General features: G+C 33.9%; 23 protein-coding genes. 21 read left to right on the forward strand and 2 right to left on the reverse strand.

The genetic code is table 11. From position 1 onward, the window contains the following. Positions 1-24: 24 nt before the first annotated feature. The 12 genes from JOC75_RS01205 to pepF all read left to right on the forward strand — a co-directional run bounded on the left by JOC75_RS01205 (position 25) and on the right by pepF (position 12,908). On the forward strand, positions 25-1,167 hold the full coding sequence (locus JOC75_RS01205) for a M20 family metallopeptidase (protein ID WP_204952316.1): 1,143 nt from the start codon (positions 25-27) through the stop codon (positions 1,165-1,167). Between the two features lie 225 nt (positions 1,168-1,392). Continuing rightward, positions 1,393-1,998, forward strand: coding sequence for a YitT family protein (locus JOC75_RS01210; RefSeq protein ID WP_204952317.1), 606 nt, complete (start codon positions 1,393-1,395; stop codon positions 1,996-1,998). A 79-nt stretch (positions 1,999-2,077) separates the two neighbouring features. Next, positions 2,078-2,512, forward strand: a complete 435-nt coding sequence (locus JOC75_RS01215; RefSeq protein WP_204952318.1) for a YueI family protein — start codon at positions 2,078-2,080, stop codon at positions 2,510-2,512. 261 nt (positions 2,513-2,773) lie between these two features. Then, positions 2,774-2,986: an acetyl-CoA carboxylase biotin carboxyl carrier protein subunit gene (locus tag JOC75_RS01220; protein ID WP_204952319.1), complete on the forward strand. Its 213-nt coding sequence runs from the start codon at positions 2,774-2,776 to the stop codon at positions 2,984-2,986. Between the two features lie 11 nt (positions 2,987-2,997). Continuing rightward, positions 2,998-3,906 carry a hydroxymethylglutaryl-CoA lyase gene (locus JOC75_RS01225; protein WP_204953462.1) on the forward strand — a complete coding sequence of 303 codons (909 nt, stop codon included), beginning with the start codon at positions 2,998-3,000 and terminating at the stop codon, positions 3,904-3,906. 63 nt (positions 3,907-3,969) lie between these two features. Further along, positions 3,970-5,499, forward strand: coding sequence for an acyl-CoA carboxylase subunit beta (locus JOC75_RS01230; protein ID WP_204952320.1), 1,530 nt, complete (start codon positions 3,970-3,972; stop codon positions 5,497-5,499). Between the two features lie 42 nt (positions 5,500-5,541). Further along, positions 5,542-6,681: an acyl-CoA dehydrogenase gene (locus tag JOC75_RS01235; RefSeq protein WP_204952321.1), complete on the forward strand. Its 1,140-nt coding sequence runs from the start codon at positions 5,542-5,544 to the stop codon at positions 6,679-6,681. A 25-nt stretch (positions 6,682-6,706) separates the two neighbouring features. Further along, entirely contained in the window at positions 6,707-8,041 is a 1,335-nt protein-coding gene (locus tag JOC75_RS01240) for an acetyl-CoA carboxylase biotin carboxylase subunit (RefSeq protein WP_204952322.1), read from the forward strand. Between the two features lie 69 nt (positions 8,042-8,110). Next, on the forward strand, positions 8,111-8,893 hold the full coding sequence (locus JOC75_RS01245; protein WP_204952323.1) for an enoyl-CoA hydratase: 783 nt from the start codon (positions 8,111-8,113) through the stop codon (positions 8,891-8,893). Between the two features lie 714 nt (positions 8,894-9,607). Continuing rightward, complete coding sequence (locus tag JOC75_RS01250; RefSeq protein WP_204952324.1) at positions 9,608-10,429, forward strand: alpha/beta fold hydrolase; 822 nt, start codon at positions 9,608-9,610, stop codon at positions 10,427-10,429. A gap of 181 nt (positions 10,430-10,610) precedes the next feature. Next, positions 10,611-11,054: a DUF3052 domain-containing protein gene (locus JOC75_RS01255; RefSeq protein ID WP_204953463.1), complete on the forward strand. Its 444-nt coding sequence runs from the start codon at positions 10,611-10,613 to the stop codon at positions 11,052-11,054. Positions 11,055-11,120: 66 nt separating this feature from the next. Further along, on the forward strand, positions 11,121-12,908 hold the full coding sequence (gene pepF / locus JOC75_RS01260) for an oligoendopeptidase F (RefSeq protein WP_204952325.1): 1,788 nt from the start codon (positions 11,121-11,123) through the stop codon (positions 12,906-12,908). A gap of 133 nt (positions 12,909-13,041) precedes the next feature. On the opposite strand, the gene JOC75_RS01265 is transcribed toward pepF, so the two are convergent. After that, positions 13,042-13,896, reverse strand: coding sequence for a MurR/RpiR family transcriptional regulator (locus JOC75_RS01265; protein ID WP_204952326.1), 855 nt, complete (start codon positions 13,894-13,896; stop codon positions 13,042-13,044). A gap of 151 nt (positions 13,897-14,047) precedes the next feature. On the opposite strand from JOC75_RS01265, the gene gnd reads away from it, so the two are divergent. The 7 genes from gnd (at position 14,048) to JOC75_RS01300 (ending at position 20,166) form a co-directional block, all read left to right on the forward strand. Beyond that, entirely contained in the window at positions 14,048-14,944 is an 897-nt protein-coding gene (gene gnd / locus JOC75_RS01270) for a phosphogluconate dehydrogenase (NAD(+)-dependent, decarboxylating) (protein ID WP_204952327.1), read from the forward strand. A 64-nt stretch (positions 14,945-15,008) separates the two neighbouring features. Next, complete coding sequence (locus JOC75_RS01275; protein ID WP_204952328.1) at positions 15,009-16,352, forward strand: GntP family permease; 1,344 nt, start codon at positions 15,009-15,011, stop codon at positions 16,350-16,352. A 102-nt stretch (positions 16,353-16,454) separates the two neighbouring features. Next, positions 16,455-17,993: a gluconokinase gene (gene gntK / locus JOC75_RS01280; protein ID WP_204953464.1), complete on the forward strand. Its 1,539-nt coding sequence runs from the start codon at positions 16,455-16,457 to the stop codon at positions 17,991-17,993. Between the two features lie 530 nt (positions 17,994-18,523). Next, the gene (locus tag JOC75_RS01285; protein ID WP_204952329.1) at positions 18,524-18,736 is read left to right on the forward strand and encodes a hypothetical protein; all 213 of its coding nucleotides are present in this window, start codon (positions 18,524-18,526) and stop codon (positions 18,734-18,736) included. A 188-nt stretch (positions 18,737-18,924) separates the two neighbouring features. Beyond that, positions 18,925-19,338 carry a GNAT family N-acetyltransferase gene (locus tag JOC75_RS01290; RefSeq protein ID WP_204952330.1) on the forward strand — a complete coding sequence of 138 codons (414 nt, stop codon included), beginning with the start codon at positions 18,925-18,927 and terminating at the stop codon, positions 19,336-19,338. Between the two features lie 142 nt (positions 19,339-19,480). Next, the gene (locus JOC75_RS01295) at positions 19,481-19,774 is read left to right on the forward strand and encodes a DUF3892 domain-containing protein (RefSeq protein ID WP_204952331.1); all 294 of its coding nucleotides are present in this window, start codon (positions 19,481-19,483) and stop codon (positions 19,772-19,774) included. Between the two features lie 275 nt (positions 19,775-20,049). Next, complete coding sequence (locus tag JOC75_RS01300; RefSeq protein WP_146945878.1) at positions 20,050-20,166, forward strand: YjcZ family sporulation protein; 117 nt, start codon at positions 20,050-20,052, stop codon at positions 20,164-20,166. Positions 20,167-20,213: 47 nt separating this feature from the next. Here the strand turns inward: JOC75_RS01300 and JOC75_RS01305 are convergent, their stop codons facing one another. Further along, the gene (locus JOC75_RS01305) at positions 20,214-20,666 is read right to left on the reverse strand and encodes a YndM family protein (RefSeq protein WP_204952332.1); all 453 of its coding nucleotides are present in this window, start codon (positions 20,664-20,666) and stop codon (positions 20,214-20,216) included. Positions 20,667-21,366: 700 nt separating this feature from the next. Here JOC75_RS01305 and JOC75_RS01310 point away from each other — a divergent pair. Both JOC75_RS01310 and JOC75_RS01315 read left to right on the forward strand, forming a co-directional pair. Further along, positions 21,367-21,624 carry a stage VI sporulation protein F gene (locus JOC75_RS01310; RefSeq protein ID WP_204952333.1) on the forward strand — a complete coding sequence of 86 codons (258 nt, stop codon included), beginning with the start codon at positions 21,367-21,369 and terminating at the stop codon, positions 21,622-21,624. Between the two features lie 190 nt (positions 21,625-21,814). Then, positions 21,815-21,964 carry a hypothetical protein gene (locus JOC75_RS01315; RefSeq protein ID WP_204952334.1) on the forward strand — a complete coding sequence of 50 codons (150 nt, stop codon included), beginning with the start codon at positions 21,815-21,817 and terminating at the stop codon, positions 21,962-21,964. Positions 21,965-22,435 lie beyond the last annotated feature (471 nt).

Here is a 22,435-nt window from a genome sequence, read left to right on the forward strand (position 1 = left end):
GGAAAGAAAGTAGGAAAATGCTAGATGGAAACATTCTTAGAAGAGCATGAAGTTGAAATGCTCGCTTTTATAGAGAAGATAGTAAATATTGATAGTGGATCATATGATAAACAAGGTGTAGATACAATTGGGGAGATTTTAAAAAGAAACTATAAAGATCTTGGATTTCATGTAATTGTTGAACCACAAGAGGAATATGGTAATCATTTGATCATTCAACATAAAGATGCGATAAATCCAGCGATTATTATACTGGCTCATATGGATACGGTTTTTCCTGAGGGAACTGTATCCGAAAGACCTTTTCGAATTACTGGAAATCGCGCATATGGTCCAGGTGTCATTGATATGAAGGCAAGCCATGCAACGGTATTATATGCGATCAAAGCCTTAATTTCAGAGGGCTATGAAGGGTATAAAAACATTCGTATCGTGCTAAATAGTGATGAGGAAATTGGCTCGCCTTCTTCACGAGCTATTATTGAACGTGAAGCAAAGGGCAAGAAATATGCACTTGTCATGGAGCCAGCAAGGAAAGACGGTTCATTAGTGTCTTCAAGAAGAGGAAAAGGAAATTACACATTAATTATTGAAGGAAAAGCAGCACACTCTGGCATTGAACCAGAAAAAGGTAGAAGTGCCATTGAGGAATTAGCTCATAAAATTATCCAATTACATGAATTATCTGATCATGAAAATGGAATAAGTGTGAATGTAGGTTTAATTGAAGGTGGATCAAGTGCGAACACAGTATCAGACCATGCAGAAGCACAAATCGATATTCGAATTAAAGAAATGGAGCAGGTAGAGCTTCTTGAGGAAAGATTAGAAAAAATTTGTGCTTCTTCTGATGTAGCAGGTACGAAAATATCTCTTGAGGGTGAAATGAATCGACCACCAATGGAGAAAAATAAAAAAACACGGGCATTACTCCGCATCATTCAAGATGTCGGAGACGAGATTGGGATTGAAATAGAAGATACCTCAACAGGTGGTGGATCTGATGCATCGTTTACATCATCACTTGGTGTAGCGACAATCGATGGATTAGGGCCTGTAGGTGGAAATGCTCATAGTGACAAAGAGTATTTAGAAATACCTAGCTTAGTTGAACGTACTTTGTTACTTGCTACAATTATTGAACGGTTAACACAAAGAACAACTTAACTTTTGAAGCTGTGATCGATAGGAATCTGGCGTTTTGTAATTAGACCAACTCGTAAAAACAATGAGTTGGTTTTTATCGTGCTCTAGATTCTGACAATAATTACTATGTTTAAGAAACAAGTGGCCATATTGGATAAAGTTTTTCACTTGTTTCTTTAAGCTATATATGGCATTTTATTATAGAAATATTAACTAATTTTTAGCAGTAAAATTAAGGAGTCAAAAATGAATATAACGATCAAAAAAGCATTAATTCTTGGATTAGCAGCGGTTATTCAAGGGTTGGCTATGACATTCTTTCTATTTCCACATTTTATCCCATCAGGTGGAGCTGCAAGTATAAGTGTGTTGTTTAATTATTTATTTGAAATACCATTTGCATTAACTCTTTTTATATTAAACGCAAGCTTTCTTTTAGCAGCAGTTAAATGGCTCGGCAAAGAAAGTGCTCTATGGACAATGTTTTGTGTCACAGTAACATCAGCAACTATTAACACCTTAACACCCTATATCCTGGCTCCAATATCAAATGTATTTCTAGATTTAGTACTCGGAGCCGTTATTTTTGGATTAGGTTTGGGAATATTATTTAAAATGGGTGCATCTTCTGGTGGTATGGATATATTAGCCTTAATTTTAGCAAAAATGACCGGGCTTGCTCCAGGGAGAATCTTATTTGTTGTGAACGGGACACTGTTATTATCAACAGGATTTATTGTTGATGTAAACATAATTATTTATGCCGTTATATGTCAGTTCATTGCAACAAGAATACTTGACATTGTATACAAATATCCTGTTTTACATAGAATTTCATTTGTGAAGAATTAATGTTTTTTGATTAGAATATAAAATAAATCTAGTAATTAATGACTAGTTTTCGTTCTGAAAAAAGCTGGGGGTAAGAAGTATGGATAAAACGAAACTTGATGAATATATCCAACAAGGAATTTATGGTGCTCGAGAAATTAACCCTGATGAAAGACGTAAATTTCTTGGTACGTTAAGAGAAAGAGTTGTCGTAGTTTTAACGAAGAAACAAGTTAGAGAAAAAGGTACGTATCAAGAGGTTGAAGAATTAATGAACAAAAATAAGGAAGCTACTTTGTTTTTAAATGGTACGATGAATTATACTTTTTTGTCAGATTACATAAAATTAGCGAATAAAACTGGTAATAAATTTCTAATTTCTACAGATAAACAGAATGAAACGGATTTAGGATTAGTGCTGGCATATGATTATGCCATCGATAAAAAAAATATATACATAACAAAGTCGATTGAAAAACAAGATCATGAACATGATGAAAACAAGTTAATTAAGTTTTTCAAAAAGTTATTTTAGGAAAATAAATTTTATGATCAAAGCATGCATTTATACTTGTAGCATGCTTTTTCTATTTTCTTTTTTTAGGTAATTATCTTATTTCATATACTGTTTATCAAACTATTTTTCTGAATATTTAAATTAAATTAGTTTGATTATAAGTGAAAAAAACCTGAATAGTATAGTAGTAGGTTTCTTTATTAGGTTTTGAAACTGTGATCATGACAATTATTAAGCATAGCAAAAAAATCGTACGACAATGAGACAAGGGGGGATGAAATGGATAAAGTACAAGCAAGTATGGCTGGAAGTGTATGGAAAGTATTGATTGGTGTAGGTGATCAAGTTGAAGAAGGTCAAGATGTAGTGATATTGGAATCAATGAAAATGGAAATCCCTATTGCTGCAGAAGTATCAGGAACTGTTAAAGCGGTTCATATTAATGAAGGTGATTTTGTTAATGAGGATGATGTATTAGTTGAGATAGAGTAGAAAGGAGCAACATTGTGAATTGGCCTAAATCAGTAAATATTAAGGAAGTTGGTCCTCGTGATGGCTTGCAAAATATTAAGGCTCTCGTTTCTACAGAAGATAAAATAAATTGGATCAACAAATTATCTCATACAGGGTTATCATATATAGAAATCACATCGTTTGTTCATCCAAAATGGATTCCTGCATTAGCAGATTCACTGGAAGTAGCAAATAAAATAATGCGTGTGGATGGTGTCACTTATGCAGCATTAGTTCCAAATCAACGGGGATTAGAAAAAGCAATTGAAGCAAATATAGATGAAGTTTCTGTGTTTATATCTGCAAGTGAAACACATAATCAAAAAAATATTAATAAGTCCATTGAAGATACTTATCCGATCTTAAAAGAAGTAGTGAGTGATGCTCTATCCTCTCATAAATCTGTTCGAGGCTATATATCTACTGTTTTCGGCTGTCCATACGAAGGAGAAATTTCGATTTCAAAGGTTATGAAAATCTGTGAAAAGCTTTTTGAAATGGGTGTTAATGAGGTGTCACTTGGAGATACCATAGGTGTAGCTACTCCGAAGCAAGTTGAAGACGTTTTAGCGATTTTATTAAAATATTACTCTACAGATAAAATTGCTATGCATTTTCATAATACAAGAGGTACTGCACTTGCAAATGTAACCGCTTCCTTGATGCTCGGGATAACAAAATTTGATAGTTCAATAGGTGGTCTTGGAGGCTGTCCTTATGCACCAGGTGCTTCTGGAAATCTTGCAACTGATGATCTATTATACATGTTAGATCGTATGAACATAGAAACGAATGTTAGTAAAAATAAAATTCATCATGCTGCATTATATATTCAAGATGTAATTGGTGAACCTTTGTTCAGTTATGATAGTAAAATTAGTAGAAAAACTTTAGATTAAATTGACTTCATCAAGAAAAACACGATAATTCTAATTCATCATGAATAAGAGGGGGCATGCTAGTTGTTTTTAGGAAAAAAGGTAGAGAAGTCATTGAATGATATTAAAAAAGGTGGCCATATCAAATATCATGAACAAAATCGCTCAAGAGGAAAGTTATATGTTCGTGATCGATTAAAACTTCTTTTTGATGATAACATCGATATTGAAGATGGTGTTTTTGCAAATTGCCTTGATCAAAACTTACCTGCAGATGGTGTGATAACAGGGATGGGTAAGGTCAATGGTAAAACAGTATGTGTAATTGCAAATGATTCAACAGTAAAAGCTGGCTCGTGGGGAGCTAAAACAGTTGAAAAGATGATTCGTATTCAAGAAACAGCTGAAAAATTAAAAGTACCACTTATTTATTTCATTGACTCTGCCGGTGCTAGAATTACAGATCAACTTGATATGTTTCCAGGTCGACGAGGAGCTGGAAGGATTTTTCACAATCAAGTAAAGCTTTCAGGGAAAATACCACAGGTTTGTGTATTATTTGGTCCATCAGCAGCAGGTGGAGCATATATTCCAGCATTCTGTGATGTTGTTATAATGGTTGATGGCAATGCTTCAATGTATCTAGGCTCACCGCGAATGGCAGAGATGGTTATAGGTGAAAAAGTCTCCCTTGAAGAAATGGGAGGAGCTAACATGCATTGTTCTGTTTCAGGCTGTGGTGATGTGTTAGCAAAAACTGAAGAAGAAGCCATTGAAATATCACGAAATTACCTCTCATACTTTCCAGTAAATTACTTAGAAAAACCACCGATAACTGAATCTATTACTCCAAAACAATATACGAAAACACTTGAAGAAATTATCCCGGAAAATCAGAATATTCCATTTGATATGTATGAGTTAATTCATAGAGTCATTGATGAAAACTCGTTCTTTGAAATAAAAAAATTATTTGCACCTGAATTAATTACTGGATTTTGCCGGTTAGATGGTCAGCCTGTTGGAATTATTGCGAACCAGCCTAAAGTTAAAGGAGGAGTCCTTTTACACGATTCCGCAGATAAAGCTGCAAAATTCATCAATCTTTGTGATGCCTTTCATATTCCACTTTTGTTTTTAGCAGATATACCTGGCTTTATGATTGGCACTAAGGTAGAAAGAGCAGGAATTATTCGGCATGGAGCAAAAATGATAGCTAGTATGTCACAGGCAACTGTCCCGAAAATATCAATTATTGTTAGAAAAGCTTATGGAGCAGGATTATATGCAATGGCAGGACCTGCTTTTGAGCCTGATTGCTGTTTAGCATTACCTAGTGCTTCAATTGCTGTAATGGGTCCTGAAGCTGCCGTGAATGCTGTGTATGCAAAGAAAATTGCCGAATTGCCAGAAGAAGAGCAGCAAGAATTCATCCAAGAAAAAAGGAATCAATATAAAGAAGATATTGATATATATAGATTGGCCTCTGAAATGATTATTGATGGAATCGTTCCAGCTAATTCATTGAGATCAGAATTGGTTTCAAGGTATCAAGCCTATATGTCAAAATATGTTGTTTTCTCAGAACGAAAGCATCCAGTTTATCCTGTTTAAACGATAAGTCTATTGATCTTATAAGAGGAAGGGGAAAGTGAAATGGACTTTGAATTAACAAAAGAACAAAAGATGATTCGTAAGGTAATACATGAGTTTGCGGAAGCTAAGGTTGCACCAGGAGCTGATGAAAGAGATTCTTCTGGTGTATTTCCTAAAGAGATTTTTGATCAATTAGCAGATTTAGGAATGATGGGTTTACCTTTTTCAGAGCAATACGGTGGTGGTGAAGCAGACACGATAAGTTTTGCAATTGTTGTTGAAGAATTAAGTAGAGTTTGTGCATCAACAGGAATAACGTATTCAGCTCATATCTCTTTAGGAGCTGCACCAATAGATTTATTTGGAACAGATGAGCAAAAAGAAGCTTACTTAACACCTCTATGTAAAGGTGAGTACCTAGGCGCATTTGGTTTAACAGAACCAAATGCTGGTTCTGATGCTGGTGGTACAGAAACAAAAGCCATTTTAGAAGGTGATCAATGGGTGATCTCTGGATCAAAATGCTATATCACAAATGCTAGTTATGCAAAATATCTCGCGATTACTGCCGTTACTGATCGTTCAAAAGGTACAAATGGAATTAGTGCATTTATTGTACCTACCAATTCTGAAGGTTTTACCATTCATGATCATTATCAGAAAATGGGTCTTCATGCTTCAAATACAACAGAACTAGTGTTAGAGAATGTGAGGATACCAAGAGAAAACTTACTAGGAATAGAAGGGCATGGTTATAAGCAATTTTTAGCCACTTTAGATGGTGGAAGAATAGGTATAGCTGCTATGGCTGTTGGAATTGCTCAAGGTGCATATGAAAAAGCTCTTCAATATGCAAAGGAAAGAAAACAATTTGGTCAAAGTATATCTAAGTTTCAAGCTATACAATTTAAACTGGCTGATATGAACATGAATATTGAATTAGCAAGATTGATGGTTTATAAAGCTGCATGGTTAAAAGCTCAAAAGAAAAGGTTTAAAAAAGAAGCGGCGATAGCAAAATTATTCTCTTCTGAGATGTGTATGAAGGTTTGTGATCAAGCGATTCAAATACATGGTGGATATGGATATATGAAAGAATACCAAGTTGAACGATTTTTTCGAGATGCAAAGCTTTTAGAAATTGGAGAGGGTACATCAGAGGTGCAAAGAATGGTTATTGCAAGGCAAATAGGTTGTTAAAAGTTGCAGATGGGGGTGAAGTCAATTGTTTGAAAAAATCCTTATTGCAAATCGTGGTGAGATTGCGATTAGAATCATGAGAACTTGTGAGAATTTAGGAATCTCAACTATTGTCATTTATTCAGAAGCTGATAAAGACTCTCTTCATGTTAAATTAGCTGATAAAGCTTATCTTGTAGGGGGCTCACGTGTTGCAGATAGTTATCTAAATATGGAGAAAATCTTTGAGGTTGCTCAAATATGTGATGTAGATGCGATACATCCTGGGTATGGATTACTTTCAGAAAATGCTGAGTTTGCAAAAAAATGTGAAGAAAAAGGATTTGTTTTCATCGGTCCATCACCTAGTATTATATCTGCGATGGGAGATAAAATTAAGGCAAGATCAATAATGAAAAAAGCGGGAGTTCCTGTTGTACCTGGAATTTCTCATCCTCTTTCGTCAGTTGATGAAGCGATTATTGAAGCAGAGAATATTGGTTATCCAATCATGTTAAAAGCATCCTCAGGTGGCGGCGGGATTGGTATGCAGGTTGTAAGATCGAGAAACGAGATGCAAAAGGCGTATGAAAGTAATCAAAAACGCGCAATTAGTTTTTTTGGTCATAGTGAAATGTATCTTGAAAAATATCTTGAAAATCCTCGACATATTGAAATTCAACTATTAACTGATCATGAAGGCAATACTGTGTTTTTGTGGGAGCGGGAATGCTCTATTCAACGACGTCATCAAAAAATAGTTGAAGAAGCACCATCCTCGTTTATAGATGAACAAACAAGGTTACGCATGGGAGAGATAGCTATTCTTGCTGCAAAGGAGATTGGCTATACAAATGCTGGAACAATTGAGTTTTTAGTAGATCAAGATAAGAATTTTTACTTTCTTGAAATGAACACAAGAATACAGGTGGAGCACCCTGTTACAGAGGAAATAACCGGTATCGATATAGTAGAGCAACAAATAAAGATTGCTCAAGGTCATACATTACCTTTTACACAGAAGCAAATTAATCGAAGTGGTCATGCTATTGAAGTGAGAATTTATGCAGAAGATCCAAAAACGCATTTTCCATCTCCAGGCACAATTACAAAGCTTTCATTGCCTCACGATGATGGAGTAAGACATGAAATAGGTGTTCATAGCCAATCTACAGTTACTCACTTTTACGACCCTATGATAGCAAAGCTTATTGTTAAAGGGAAAAATCGTCAGGATGCGATAGAAAGACTAGCAAAAACATTAGATTCTTATGACATAGAAGGAATAAAAACCAATATTCCAATGCTGAAAAAAATTGTTAAACACCAAGCATTTTTAAATGGTGATACAACAACAGAATTTGTGAAGAATTATCTATAACTATATTAGAAGATTTTCAGATTGAAATTTTTGGTGAGATCCTTAATCATCATCGAAAGGAGTAATTTATTGAAAGAAAATATACTAGTTTCAACTATAGAAAATGGTGTTTTTTTTATCACGTTAAACCGTCCTCACGCTGCAAATGCATTATCTATTGGGTTATTAAAAGAATTAAAGGAGATTATTAATTCCTGTGAAGTTGATCGTTCTATACGCTGCATTATTTTATCAGGTTCTGGAGAAGGAGCCTTTTGTGCAGGAGCCGATTTAAAGGAACGTTCCTTAATGACAGACTACCAAGTTAGGGATGCGGTAACTTTAATTGGAGAATGTATAAATTCACTTGAGGAGCTTCCACAGCCAGTTATTGCTGCAATAAATGGTGCAGCTTTAGGTGGAGGATTGGAATTAGCGTTAGCATGTGATTTTATAATTGCTTCTGAAACAGCAAGGTTCGGGTTAACTGAAACTTCACTTGGTATTATTCCTGGTGCTGGAGGTACACAACGATTACCCCGTTTAATCGGATTGGGAAAAGCGAAAGAGCTAATTTATACGGCTAGAAAACTTGATGCCAGAGAAGCAGCTGAAATTGGTTTAATCCAGTATGTAACAAAAGCTGATTTATTAAAGGAAAAGGCAATTGAAATAGCAGATAGAATTGCCCTAAATGCACCTTTAGCTATGCAAAAAGCCAAAAAATGCATCAACAAGGGTATGGATGTTGATCTAAAGACCGGTCTTAATTTTGAGAGGTTAGCATATGAAACGATCATTCCTACACAAGATCGACTTGAAGGGTTAAAGGCTTTCAAAGAAAAACGGTTACCTAGGTTTAATGGAGAGTAACCTTATTAATAAAACTAATATAGCTGTTTCTATGGTTATCAGGTAATGTGTATATGAATATTTGTAGATTAATTTTTAAAAAAAACGAGGCGGAGGTTTATTTAAAGAAATTATCCATAAAGAAGAGTAAATCAAAATCATTCTAAAATATTAAATATTATTACTACTATTTATATAATTTAGTGGGTTGGTGGAGAAGACACTCGACTCCGTCGGGAATAGAAGGAAGGTTAAGTTTCCTCCCAGCCAATTTGAGTTTTTGCTACAATGGAACAAACTTGTTTTATCAGCTTAACAATTAATAGAAAACATAGACCCGAATTATAAGGCGAAAGATACCTCATAATTCGGGTTTCTCATTAGTTAAATACTTTTAGCTGAACCGCGTTTTTATATCATCATTAGAAATGCTAGAAATGAGATATATTATTAGGAGAAAACATTATGGTATCATTTACCTTAAGAATAGTAGGATATTATTTGCTTGCTATCAATCTATCTGTAGTAGTACCTTTAGCAGAAAGAGATACAAGAAAATTGCATTTTACGTAACAGACTGTTATTGAATGTATTTATTCATTATTAAACGATATAGACATAAATACTTTGCACACTTTCTCTTGTCTTGGTGAGTTTATCCCGGCTTAGTTTTAGATAGAGCCAAAACACAAGAGAAGTAAAGACAATATGCAATGGTGAATAGGAGCAATTAGTATGAAGTGTATAGTCACAAAAGGTAGCATCCACTATGAAATAGAAGGTACTGGCCTTCCAATAGTCATTATGCATTCAATGGGAACAGATCATCGATCAATGAAATCATGGCTAGAGCCAGTTTTTGAGAAAAGTGAGGGGTTTCAACGGATTTATATTGACATACCAGTTCATGGTCATAGTTCAATTAATGAGAACTTTAAATCATCAGATGATATGCTAAGTAATATCTTAGAATTTATTGATAAAATTCTACCTAATAAAACATTTTCTCTTATCGGATTTTCATATGGAGGATATTTGGCTCAAGGAGTATTACATCATAAACGTAATAAAGTAAAAAGTATATGTTTGTTGGCCACTGCACTTCATTCTAAAACAAGAAATCTTCCAAATAAAATCACTATAACAAAAGATACTGAGTTATTAAAGAAATTAGATGATGATAGTAGGAAAGCATTTGAAACTTTAATGATTTATCAAGATATAGAAAGATATCATCTCTTTTTAGAGGAAATTCAACCTGGTCGACTATTAGCAAACAGAGACTTTTTATTATCTAATTGGAGGGAAAATGGATATTTTTTATCTGAAGTACCATTTGCAGAGATAGATGAATTCTCACAGTCTGCTTCCATTTTAGTAGGAAAGCAAGATGCTATTTGTGGATACAAAGATCATCTTAAACTACTTGAAAAATTTCCTCATGGGACATATGCTGTTCTGGATCAAGCTGGACATATGCTTCATATTGATCAACGTGAAATAGTACAAGGACTTATTCAAGAATGGTTAGTACGAACATTATCAGTTGTGAACTAACACATACAAAATTAGATTCTTGAAAAATATGGCTTGAATATTGTTAAAATTGAATAAGTGAATACATATTATGACGATGATAAAATGATCTTATTATAAATAATTGAGATGAAATTAATGAGAAACATCTAAAATATCATAAACGTGGAGATGAAACGTATTGGAATTAGAACAAAATGCAATGATTAAAAAATTACAATTTAAGGATAAAGGACAAGAGGTATTAATTTTAAATTCTCCTCTGGCATTCGAGAGTGTTATCAAAAGTTTTTTAGGAGAAGTACATAAAGAAGTAAAATATGATCATGAATATGAGTTTATACAAGCTTTTGCAACAACAAATGAGGAACTAAAATCTTTGGCAATAAAAGCAGAGCAAGTATTAAAGGAGGATGGGCTTTTTTGGCTATGTTATCCTAAGAAAACATCCAAAATCTACAGAGGATCAAATTGTAGTCGTGAAACAGTTGGGGCAATGCTTGCGGAAATTGGTTATGAACCAGTCAGACAAGTTGCGATTGATGAAGATTGGTCTGCTTTACGATTTCGTAAAGTTGAAAACATTAAAAAATTGACACGTAAATTTGCTGTAACTGAGCAAGGTAAACAACGAATTGACGAATAACTGTTGGAATACATATAAGTGATAGATGTGTCAGTGAAATTTTTAATTACTAAAAGGGGCGATAGTATGAGTTCATATAGTTCTAGAAATGAAGTACCAATTCAAGAAAAATGGAATTTATCAGACTTATATTCTGATCTTACATATTGGAAAGAAGATTATTCGGCTATTGAGAAAACAGTAAAAGAATTAGCGGAATATGAAGATCATATAAATAGTGGTTCTTCCCTGTATAATTTTTTAAAGAAAAAAGAAGAGCTTTCCTTTTTATTCAATAAAGTCTATGCATTTGCGATGCTTAAGGTGGACGAAGATACACGAGAAACAAAGTCACAATCCCTTCTTGAGCAGGCTAAAAAATTGAGTGTTAGAGCTAGTTCTGCAACATCCTTTTTTATGCCATTTCTATTAAGGCTTGATGAAAATAAGTTAAAAACCTACATAATAGAGGAACCAAAGCTTTCGTATTTTGAAGAAGATTTATATGATTCCTTCAGGTATAAAGATCATGTCTTAAATAAGGATCAAGAACAGATCCTATCTCAGCTCGGTGAAGCCCTTTCAGTTCCAAGTGATACTTTTGGTATGATTAATAATGCAGATATAAAGTTTGGAGAAGTGTCAAATGAAGACGGGGAAAAGGTTGAATTAACTAGAGGAATGTATGCTAAATTAATTGAAGATGAAGATCGTGATAAGCGGAAAGAAGCATATAAAGCGTATTATAAGCCTTATCTACAATTGAAAAATTCAATTGCTTCAACATTATCAGCTGCTATTAAAAATAATGTGACACTTGCTAACCTTCGAAATTATCCATCTGCTTTGGAGAAGTCTTTATTTGGAGATTTAGTGCCTAAAGAGGTTTATCAAAATTTGATATCAACAACAAAGGATCATCTTGATTCTCTCCATCGGTATACAAAAATTCGTAAGGAGAAATTAGCTGTTGCTGAGCTTCGGCAGTATGATTTGAGTGTTCCACTAGTAAGTGGTGTGAAGCAGGTAATTTCTTATGAAGCTGCCTTTGACATTATGTGTAAAGCGTTAGCTCCTTTAGGAGAAGAGTATATTCGAACATTAAAAGAATTCAAGGAATCACGCTATATTGATGTAAGGGAAACACCTGGAAAACGTTCTGGTGCTTATAATCTTGGTGTTTATGGTGTCCACCCGTTTATCTTACTCAATCATCAAGATAATTTGGATAGCTTATTTACACTAGTTCATGAATGTGGTCATGGTGTTCATAGTAAATTAAGCTCACTTCATCAGCCGCAAATAACAGCTCGATATAGTATCTTTGTTGCTGAGGTTGCCTCAACAGTGAATGAGGTGCTATTAATTAATTATTTATTAGAAAATGAAAAGGATAATGAAGTTAGAAAACATTTAGTGAATCATTTTATTGATCAATTCAAAGGTACATTTTTTACTCAAGTTATGTTTGCAGAATTTGAAATGAAAACACATGAAATGGCAGAGAGGGGTTTACCATTAAATGTAGATGTTTTTAATGAAATCTATGAATCTTTATTTAGGGAATATAATGGACCTGATGTTGTATTTGATGATGAAGTGAAATTTGGTTGGGCACGAATTCCACATTTTTATCGACCATTTTATGTGTACAAATATGCTACTGGATTTGCCTCAGCTATTCATATTGCCACAAAGATTCTTGAAGGAGATCAAGATCTATTAACTGATTATTTATCATTTCTAAGCAGTGGTAGCTCTGATTATCCTCTTGAATTATTAAAGAAAACAGGAGTCGATTTAACAACACCAGATCCAATTGAAAATTCCTTGAAGAAATTTAGAGAGCTAGTAGAGGAGTTTGGTCAGTTATAATAACTCAAATAAAACCAAGAAATGCAGAGATGTGGATTAGATCACTGTTTTCTTGGTTTTTTACATATTGGCTCAGAAAGCATAAGTTTTTACCTCGTTGTAGTGTCTAGCCTCCAGGCTCTTTACGCTTTTCTTAAATCCGCTTTACAAGAATAGCTTCTCGCATTTTCTTTAGAGCATCTTTCCCTTCATTGCCTCGCTTTATTAATATATTGACATAAAGAACATCTATAAGTGTTAACTGAGCAATACGTGATGAAAGTGCTTCAGATCTATATTCTGTTTCTTCTGAGACTGTGTAAAGAGGAATGTCAACACCACCACTCAGTGGAGACTTAGCATGGTTTGTAATGGCAATCATCTTCGCACCAGTTGCTTTCACAACATTTAAAATATGGAGGATATCCTTTGATGATCCAGAATGTGAAATAAAAACTGCACAATCTTTTTCCGTCATTTGTGATGCAGCCATAAGCTGGAAATGTGTATCAATCACTGCATGTACCTTTAGTCCTGTACGAACTAATTTATGATATGCATCAAGTGCGATGATACTAGAACCACCACTTCCGAAAAATTCCACTGACTCTGCGTTTATTATCGTATCAACAGCTAGTTGCAGCTGATCCTCATTTACAATTGTTAACGTATCTTCAATCGTCTTTATATTTGATCGAAATACTTTTGATGCAATTGTATCAACGGTATCTCCTTCATTCACCTTCTCATGGATATCTTGCAGAGGAGAAACAATTTCTGATGCAAGAGCTATTTTCATTGCTTGATATCCTTTGTAACCAATTCTTTTACAAAATCTAAACACAGTTGAATCAGCTACTTCGAGATCTTCTGCTAGTTGATTAATTGAGGAATGAATAATTTTATTTGGATTTTTTAATATATAGTCAGCAATTTTCCTTTCGGTAACGCTGAACTTAGGGTAAAGCTTGCGAACAGTGATTAAACAAGTATCTTGTGTCTTTTTCATCCTGCTTCCCTCCTGACAGGGCTTTCTTTCTATTATACTAAATTAATCAGAAAGAAAAAATATTTTTCTGGAATCGCTTGCAAAAAGAAATTTTTTTCTTATAATAAAGATATCAAGAAAATTTATTTCATAAAAGTAAGGATGATAAACGATGCAAATAGGCATGATCGGGTTAGGGAAGATGGGGTATCAGCTTTCACTTAATCTAGTAGATAAAGAGTATGATGTTGTGGCTTATGATGTAAACAAAGATTCAATGAAAAAAATTTCTTCAATGAATGTTAAAACTGCTGATTCGCTTGAAGAGCTTGTTCGTAAATTAGTAAAGCCTCGTACAGTATGGATGATGGTACCAGCAGGTGACGCTACAGAAGCTGTATTTGATAAGTTAGTAGATTTATTAGAAGAAGGAGATAGAATCATAGACGGTGGTAATGCACATTATCAAGATTCAGTTAGAAGAAATGAAAAATCAGAAATGAAAGGAATCTACTTTTTTGATTGTGGAACAAGTGGTGGTGTTGAAGGAGCACGAAATGGCGCATGCACAATGGTAGGGGGCAATGAGGAAGTCTTTCGTCAAATTGAACCATTATTTCAAGATATCACAGTTGAAAACGGTTACCTTTACTCAGGGAAAGCTGGAAGCGGTCACTTTTTGAAAATGGTACACAATGGAATCGAATATGGCATGATGCAAGCAATTGCAGAAGGATTTGACTTGCTCGACAAAAGCCCGTTTGATTTTGATTATGAAAAGGTTGCTAGAGTTTGGAACAATGGATCTGTCGTTCGTTCATGGTTAATGGAACTAACTGAAAATGCTTTTTCAAAGGACAAAAATTTAGAAGGAATAAAAGGTGTTATGCATTCTTCAGGAGAAGGAAAGTGGACAGTTGAAACTGCACTAGATCTACAAACTGCAGCACCTGTCATTACACTTGCACTAATGATGCGTTATCGCTCTTTAGATGATGATACCTTTACAGGTAAGGTTGTAGCAGCTCTTCGAAATGAATTTGGAGGACATGCAGTAGAGAAAAAGTAAAAAAGTATTTATTTTAAATGAAATTGAGGAAAGAATAACCGACTAAGAAGGGTAGTGAATCATCATGTCAGATCAAATGTTAATTCTTGTTGCTTTAGCTGGAATTTTTCTTTTATTATTTTTAGTTATTCGAACAAAATTACACGCATTCGTTGCATTATTACTAGTAAGTTTAATAGTAGGTATTTTAGCGGGAATGCCATTAAATGATGTTGTTACATCGATGCAAAATGGGATGGGAGGTACCCTCGGATTTGTAGCAGTTGTCGTGGGATTAGGTGCAATGTTTGGACAAATGCTAGAAGTTTCCGGAGGTGCTGAGCGTTTAGCACAAACACTTGTTAAGAAGTTTGGTGAAGATAAATCACAATGGGCATTAGGACTTACAGGATTCCTTGTTGCAATACCAGTATTTTTTGATGTAGGATTTATTATTTTAGTTCCAATCGTCTATGGTTTAGCAAAGAAAACAGGAAAGTCACTTTTATATTATGGTATTCCATTGCTAGCAGGTTTAGCTGTAACACATAGCTTCATTCCTCCTACACCCGGTCCAATTGCGGTAGCAGATTTAATTGGTGCAGAATTAGGATGGGTTATTTTATTCGGTACATTAGCTGGTATTCCTGCTATGATTATTGCAGGACCGATTTTTGCTAAATATATCTCAAAAAAGATTCATGTGGTTGTACCTGATTATATGAATTTAGAAGAAATTGAATATGATAAAGATTTACCTAGCTTTAAATTGATTGCTTCTTTAATTATGATTCCTTTAGTTTTGATTTTACTGAATACGGTTTCAGGTGTATTATTAGAAGAAGGAAATACAGTACGTCAAATATTAACATTCCTGGGTCATCCGTTTGTTGCATTAACAATCGCAACAATCTTGACTTTTGTATTACTTGGTACAAGAAGAGGGTATTCTCGTCAAGAGGTTCAGGATATAGCGACAAAAGCTTTAGAACCAGCAGGTATTATTATTTTAGTAACAGGAGCTGGTGGTGTATTTAAACAAGTACTTATAGATTCAGGTGTAGGTCAAGTACTCGGAGATATGATGGCAGGCTCTTCATTACCACCAATTTTGTTAGCCTTTTTAATTGCTGCAGTAGTTCGAGTAGCACAAGGCTCAGCAACAGTTTCTATGGTAACAGCAGCTGGGTTAATGGCACCACTTATTTCAATATTAGGTCTTGAAGGACCAGTATTAGGATTAATCGTTATTGCCATAGCATCTGGTGCAACTGTTTTATCACATGTAAATGACTCTGGTTTCTGGTTAGTAGGACGTTATTTTGGTTTAAGTGTAAAAGATACACTCAAAACATGGACTGTGATGGAAACAATAATTGGTTTAGTTGGTGTTAGTGTGGCACTTATTTTAGGAGTGTTTATTGGTTAAAGAAAAGTATGGATTTGTGATAAAAGAAACGCTTAAGTAGTTCTAAATAAGCAGAGATAGGGATAACCAAAGTGGTTTTCCCTTTTCTTACATTACAGGAGGATTGTTATGGGTAGTTTTATGATGGGTGTAGATATTGGGACAACAAGTACAAAGGCAGTGCTTTTTGACAAGGAAGGAAGAGCAATTAGTCGCTTTGGTGTTGAGTATCCGTTACACACACCAACACCTTCAACAGCTGAACAAGATCCAGAGGAAATTTTCCAAGCTGTATTAACTAGCATGAAGAATTGTTTAGAAGAAGCAAATGTATCAGGCAAAGAAGTTCGTTTTGTGTCTTTTAGTTCTGCTATGCACAGTTTAATTGTCGTTGATGGAAACGGAAGTCCATTAACTCCTTCGATCACATGGGCGGATAATCGAAGTGCCAAATATGCTGATATTGTAAAAGAAATACATAATGGACATGAAATTTATCTGCGAACTGGTACACCAATTCATCCGATGTCACCTTTAGTAAAGCTTGTGTGGTTAAACAAAGAACATCACGAATTTTTCCAACCAGAAAATAAATTTATTTCAATTAAAGAGTATGTGTTTTTCCGTCTGTTTGGTGAATATGTGATAGACTATTCTATTGCTTCGGCTACTGGATTATTTAATTTAGAAAATTTGGACTGGGATGCAAAAGCACTTCAAGTTGCTGGAGTGACAAGGGAGCAATTATCAAAGCCTGTTAGTACAACTGAAAGTATAAAGGGTTTAGCTCCTGAATATACAAAGCTATTAGGTCTTTCAAGTGACACGCCATTTGTGGTGGGTGCAAGTGATGGAGTTCTATCAAACCTAGGTGTTAATGCGATTGAGCCAGGTGTTGTGGCTGTAACAATCGGGACAAGTGGGGCTATTAGAGCTGTTACAGATAAACCAGTTACTGATCCTAAAGGGCGGATTTTTTGTTATGCTTTAACAGACAAGCTTTGGGTAATCGGTGGTCCAGTAAATAATGGAGGTATGATCTTCCGATGGGTTCGTGATGAACTTGCAAGTGCTGAGGTTGAAACAGCAAAGAGATTAGGAAAAGATGCTTATGAGGTTTTAACTGAAATTGCAGCTACAGTTCCTCCAGGTTCTAATGGACTACTTTTTCATCCTTACATGGCAGGAGAAAGAGCACCTTTGTGGGATGCCAACGCACGAGGATCTTTCTTTGGTTTAGGTATGCATCATAAAAAAGAGCATATGATTCGTGCAGTACTTGAAGGAATCATGATGAATTTATATAGTGTACTTCTTGCTTTAGAGGAGTTAATAGGTACACCAACCTCTGTTCAGGCAACAGGAGGCTTTGCAAGATCAGTGTTTTGGAGACAAATGCTCGCAGATGTTTTTGATCAAGAAGTTACCATTCCTGAGAGCTTTGAAAGCTCTTGTTTAGGAGCTATTGTTCTTGGAATGTATGGTCTAGGTGAAATTGATTCTTTGAATGAAGTGAATAAAATGGTAGGCTCTATTCATTCACATCAACCAAATAAAGAAGCGACAGCTGCTTATCGTGAGCTTATGCCAATTTTTATTCGAGTGCCAAGATTATTAGAAAAAGAATATGAAGCAATTAGCCAATATCAAAAAAATAGATAAATGAAAAGAGAATGGGACATAAATTTTTAAGCTAATGAAAAACCCGAATTATTACGTGATATGTCAATTAAACATTCGCCTAATAGTTCGGGTTTTTATTTGCAGTCTTCAATGTTTTTTGATTTTGCATACTATTTTTAAGAACTAGTGTAATGGAGTGGAAGACATTTGACTCCTGCGGGTGCAGAGGAAAGGCTGAGACCCCACAGGCGCTTGCGCCGAGGAGGCTTAGCTTCCTCCCCGCGGAAAGCAAATGTCTGCAGCGCAATGGAACGAACTTGTTTCTTTCACCTTAACTGAATTTAGGTTTATTCATCTTTTTGAATGATTTCTTTAATTATGTCCCAGCCTCTTTTCATGGTAGCATTTATAAAAAATTTTCCTGAATTTATTTTCACACTATTTATTGATATAACAAGCATTATGGAGGATATCATTACGCTGTGGTTCACAAAATAAACAAAAAGCCCATACCCATTTGCTCCTTTTTGAATAATATGTAACGATTTTAAGGGAAAAGGAGAGGTAAAATGTCTAAGAATGAGAAAGAAAAGGTAATCAAAGTAGATACGTTAGTTATTCATGCAAAGGAAGTAAAAATAGTCAATGAACGAGAAGAAGTAAAAGAAGATAGTTATGAAAGAAGAGATCCTTGGGGATTATTTTGGGGTAGACGTCCTGTAGAAGAAATTAGTGACGAGAAAGTGATTGTAGAAGCAGATGTTGAGGAATATAAAGATTAATTCTGCAAGAAGACGGGATATCTCGTCTTTTTTTATGTTGTCAAACTTTTTACCCTACAAAAACAATAGTGAAATTGTTAGACATAACATTTTAATAAACAATCAGTAAAATTACAGTTGAATTTTTATTCATTATAATGTATAAATATATATAGATACATAATGAATCTTTTTAGTAGGTGAGTAAAATGAACTATACTTTTTCAAAAAAACTTCCTTCCTTTGAACAATTTGTTGAACTGCATGAAGCTAGCGGATTAATAAAAAGTAAAAAGGGTAAATATACGAGAAAACAATTATATCAAGCAGCAGAGAATAGCTGGTATCATGTATCGATCTATGATGGAGCAAAGCTTATTGCATTTGGTCGAATGATTTCTGATGGTGTTTATCAATCTTTAATTTGCGATGTAATGGTAAATCCAAATTACCAAAAGCAAGGTCTAGGTAAACAAATTATTGAAGAATTAGTAGATAAGTGTAAAGAAAGTGGTATTCAATCCATACAATTGTTTTCTGCAAAAGGTAAACAACTTTTTTATAAAAAATTAGGGTTTGAGGAAAGAGAACAAGATGCGCCTGCGATGACACTTTATATATGAAATCTCAGTTATGTGGTTCCTGAGATTTTTTTGTATTTATTAATGTAGTTTTATCATGAATATCTTGAAAGGGGTCATGGTTAATTAAGTAACAAGTATAAAATAGTAAACAAAGGATATAAGAAGTATGAGGTGATTAAAAATGGATCGATTTGAAAAAGCATTTCAGCAATACCAAAATCAAGAAAAATCAAATTTACAAGCTACTAATCAGGCAGGAGAACAAATCATAGCAGTAAGGAAAAATGATGAAGGTGATTTAATTGCCTTTAAAACTGATTCAGGAAGAGAGCTTGATTATATTGAAGCTTTAACTGAGGCAAAAGCCGGGCATTTAGCTCATGTTGATGTATTTCATAAATATGGTCGCGATATATTACGAAGTGAACCAGATGGGATAAAAGAAAATAATCTTGATTCATTACCTGAATTTTAAAAAGCGCAAATTGCGCTTTTTTTGGTATGTAAATTTGCAGTAGTCTTGCCTATTACTCTAAATCTTTACTACGATATAACATCAATTTGCAGTTTCCCTTATCCCAGTTTTACTTGTCTTGAGTTGGGATGTGTTGCTAAATCGCTTCCACTTTTTTGAGTAATGAAGATATTTGCACGAATTTTTAAAATTTCTAAATTAATTACTCAATGTCCATTCCGAATTATTTGTTATAACATATGATAAAGTATTCCGGTGAAAAGGTGGTGTAGTATATGAGCGCAGGTTACGCAGGTGGAGGAAGTGGTTTCGCCTTAATCGTTGTACTTTTCATTCTTTTAATCATTGTTGGTGCAGCATATGTTGGTGGCGGAGTTGGATACGGCTACTAAATTTAATTAAAAATAAACGCAGGGCAGAGAAGCTATATCTGTCCTGCTTATTTTTGTTTTCTTATTCTATCCATTCTGCTTTTATTTGGTGTAATTTCTTCAGAGGTCTCAGTTTGGTATCTTAATGGAATATCTCTTTGTCGTTTTTCCTCATCTTGAACGTTTCTCCTCTTTAAATATCTATGGAAAAAACTTTCGAAAACCGCAACACTTATAGATGTTAAAACAGAGGCAAAAAAGACATTAGTAACGTATAATGTTAAGTTTGCTAGATAAAACCATGTTACTAGCATAGCCAGGGCAAAATCTGATATTGTTGCTGTAATGTTGCTAGTTCTTGGTAACAGTAGTAAATCACCCAGAACAAAAGAAGTAAAAGATAAGATAATCGAAATAGCTAATACATGCTCAAATGAGTAATTAAATACAACACCAAGTATTAGCAAAGATACAGCAAAAATAGCAATTATCTTAATAAGAAAAGCTTTGAAAATGTTCATTTAAAAGCTCCTTTCTTTCTTTATTTTATTATTTGTTTTGATTCAGTTTGTTATGTGAAAATATCCAAATAGTAAATATTGGTTATATTGGCTACAAACCTACTTGGCATAGAATACCTTTTAATTCATATTTTGTTACTATATTGTGTTAAAGACAGTTGATTTTAGTATCGCTACAAGTAAAGCTCCTTCTTCTTAGCTCAATTTTAAGTAAGTATATATTTTTAATTGTGAGAAGGAAATCGAAAAAAGAATTATGTATGTGGAACCCTAGATCAGGATCCCATTTTTAAAGTATCTTTCTTATTAAAATCGTCGAAATATGCCTCGACGGAATCTATAACTTCTACGAAATCCGTAACCTGGCCCGAATCCACGTCTTAAGCCGAATCGTCGGCGACCAAAAGCTGGTCCAAAGAATGGCAAGCTTTTCACTCCTCTCAATGGATAATAATCTAAAAATTAATTTTCTTTAGTAGAAGAAGAAAAAATTGAATAAAAAGAAATAGAATGTTTATTTACTAACAAATCTTCTTAACATAATCTATTCTTATAGAACATATTTGACTGGGTTTTGATAGTTTAATTTATGAGTGTATAGTGGATTTTTTAAATAGGTAGTGATAGTTGAGGATACATTGCTATTCATAACACCATATGATGTTTATTGATCGAAGCTTATATGGAAGGAGGAAATGGCATGGACCCAAAACTATTAAATAAGCTTGAAAAGAAAACAGGTTTAACAATGACTGATGTTATGCAAGTTATAAACTCGATTGAAAAATCTAAAATTAAAGATGAAGAAGGTGTCCGAAATATTGTTAGCAAATTATCAGGTTTTTCTAAAGAACCTGTAAATGAAGATATGAAAGAAAGTATTGTTCAAACGGTTTTAAATAACAAAGTTCCTAAGGAGCTAACGAAATTTTTAGATAAGATGAATCTTGGTTCATAAAACTAAGCTGGAACTGATTTTAACAATGCTATTTACAATATGATATTAAATAAATGGTTGAAGACTAGTTTAATCCTTAGACAGTCTTCTTCTTTTTGTTAAAATAATTTTAAAATTAGTTATCACATATTTTCTGATTATGCATAAATTAAACCTTGTGTGAGATTGTTTTAGAAGGGAAGTGAGAGAAATGCGAGAAATTAGTGTTAAATCTGCAACTGATAAGAAAATCGGTCAGATTATGGAGGGCTCAAAAGTTATAGAGTGCAATGTTTCTGATTGTACAGAAAATTTATATGCTGTTGTTACTCCTGTGAAGAACAGTGAATTTAGAATCTAATATCCCATAATACCATCCTTTTTTCTTATACATAGAGGATGGTTTATAAAATATCTAAATAGGTTCCTATCGTAGTGGAAATTGAGCACTATAAACAATACAGTCTTAGTAATTATTTACTTTGACTGTTTTTAATTTTTGGTTCATATGACAGGTAATATTTCTAGTAATAAACTATAAATAATGATGGTTAGGGAAATTTTTCAGTAAATGGATGCTCTGTTTCTTTATATAGGCAGCAATAAGGGGTTAAGAATTATAAAAAGTATTTATAATAAAAATCGGCTAATTTTATCATATATTTGTAGTTAAATACGACGTGTCCAAAAAGGTAATTCTAAAAACAATCTTAGAATCATTCTTTAATATAAAATTATTTTTTATTACAGCGGAAACTGTTATATGAAATTGATTGCATATTAATTGATAATTAGAATTAAAATACATAATTTCTATTCATGGTAAAGGGGT

Origin of the sequence: Metabacillus crassostreae (assembly GCF_016908395.1) — a bacterium.
GTDB classification, from domain to species: domain Bacteria; phylum Bacillota; class Bacilli; order Bacillales; family Bacillaceae; genus Metabacillus; species Metabacillus crassostreae.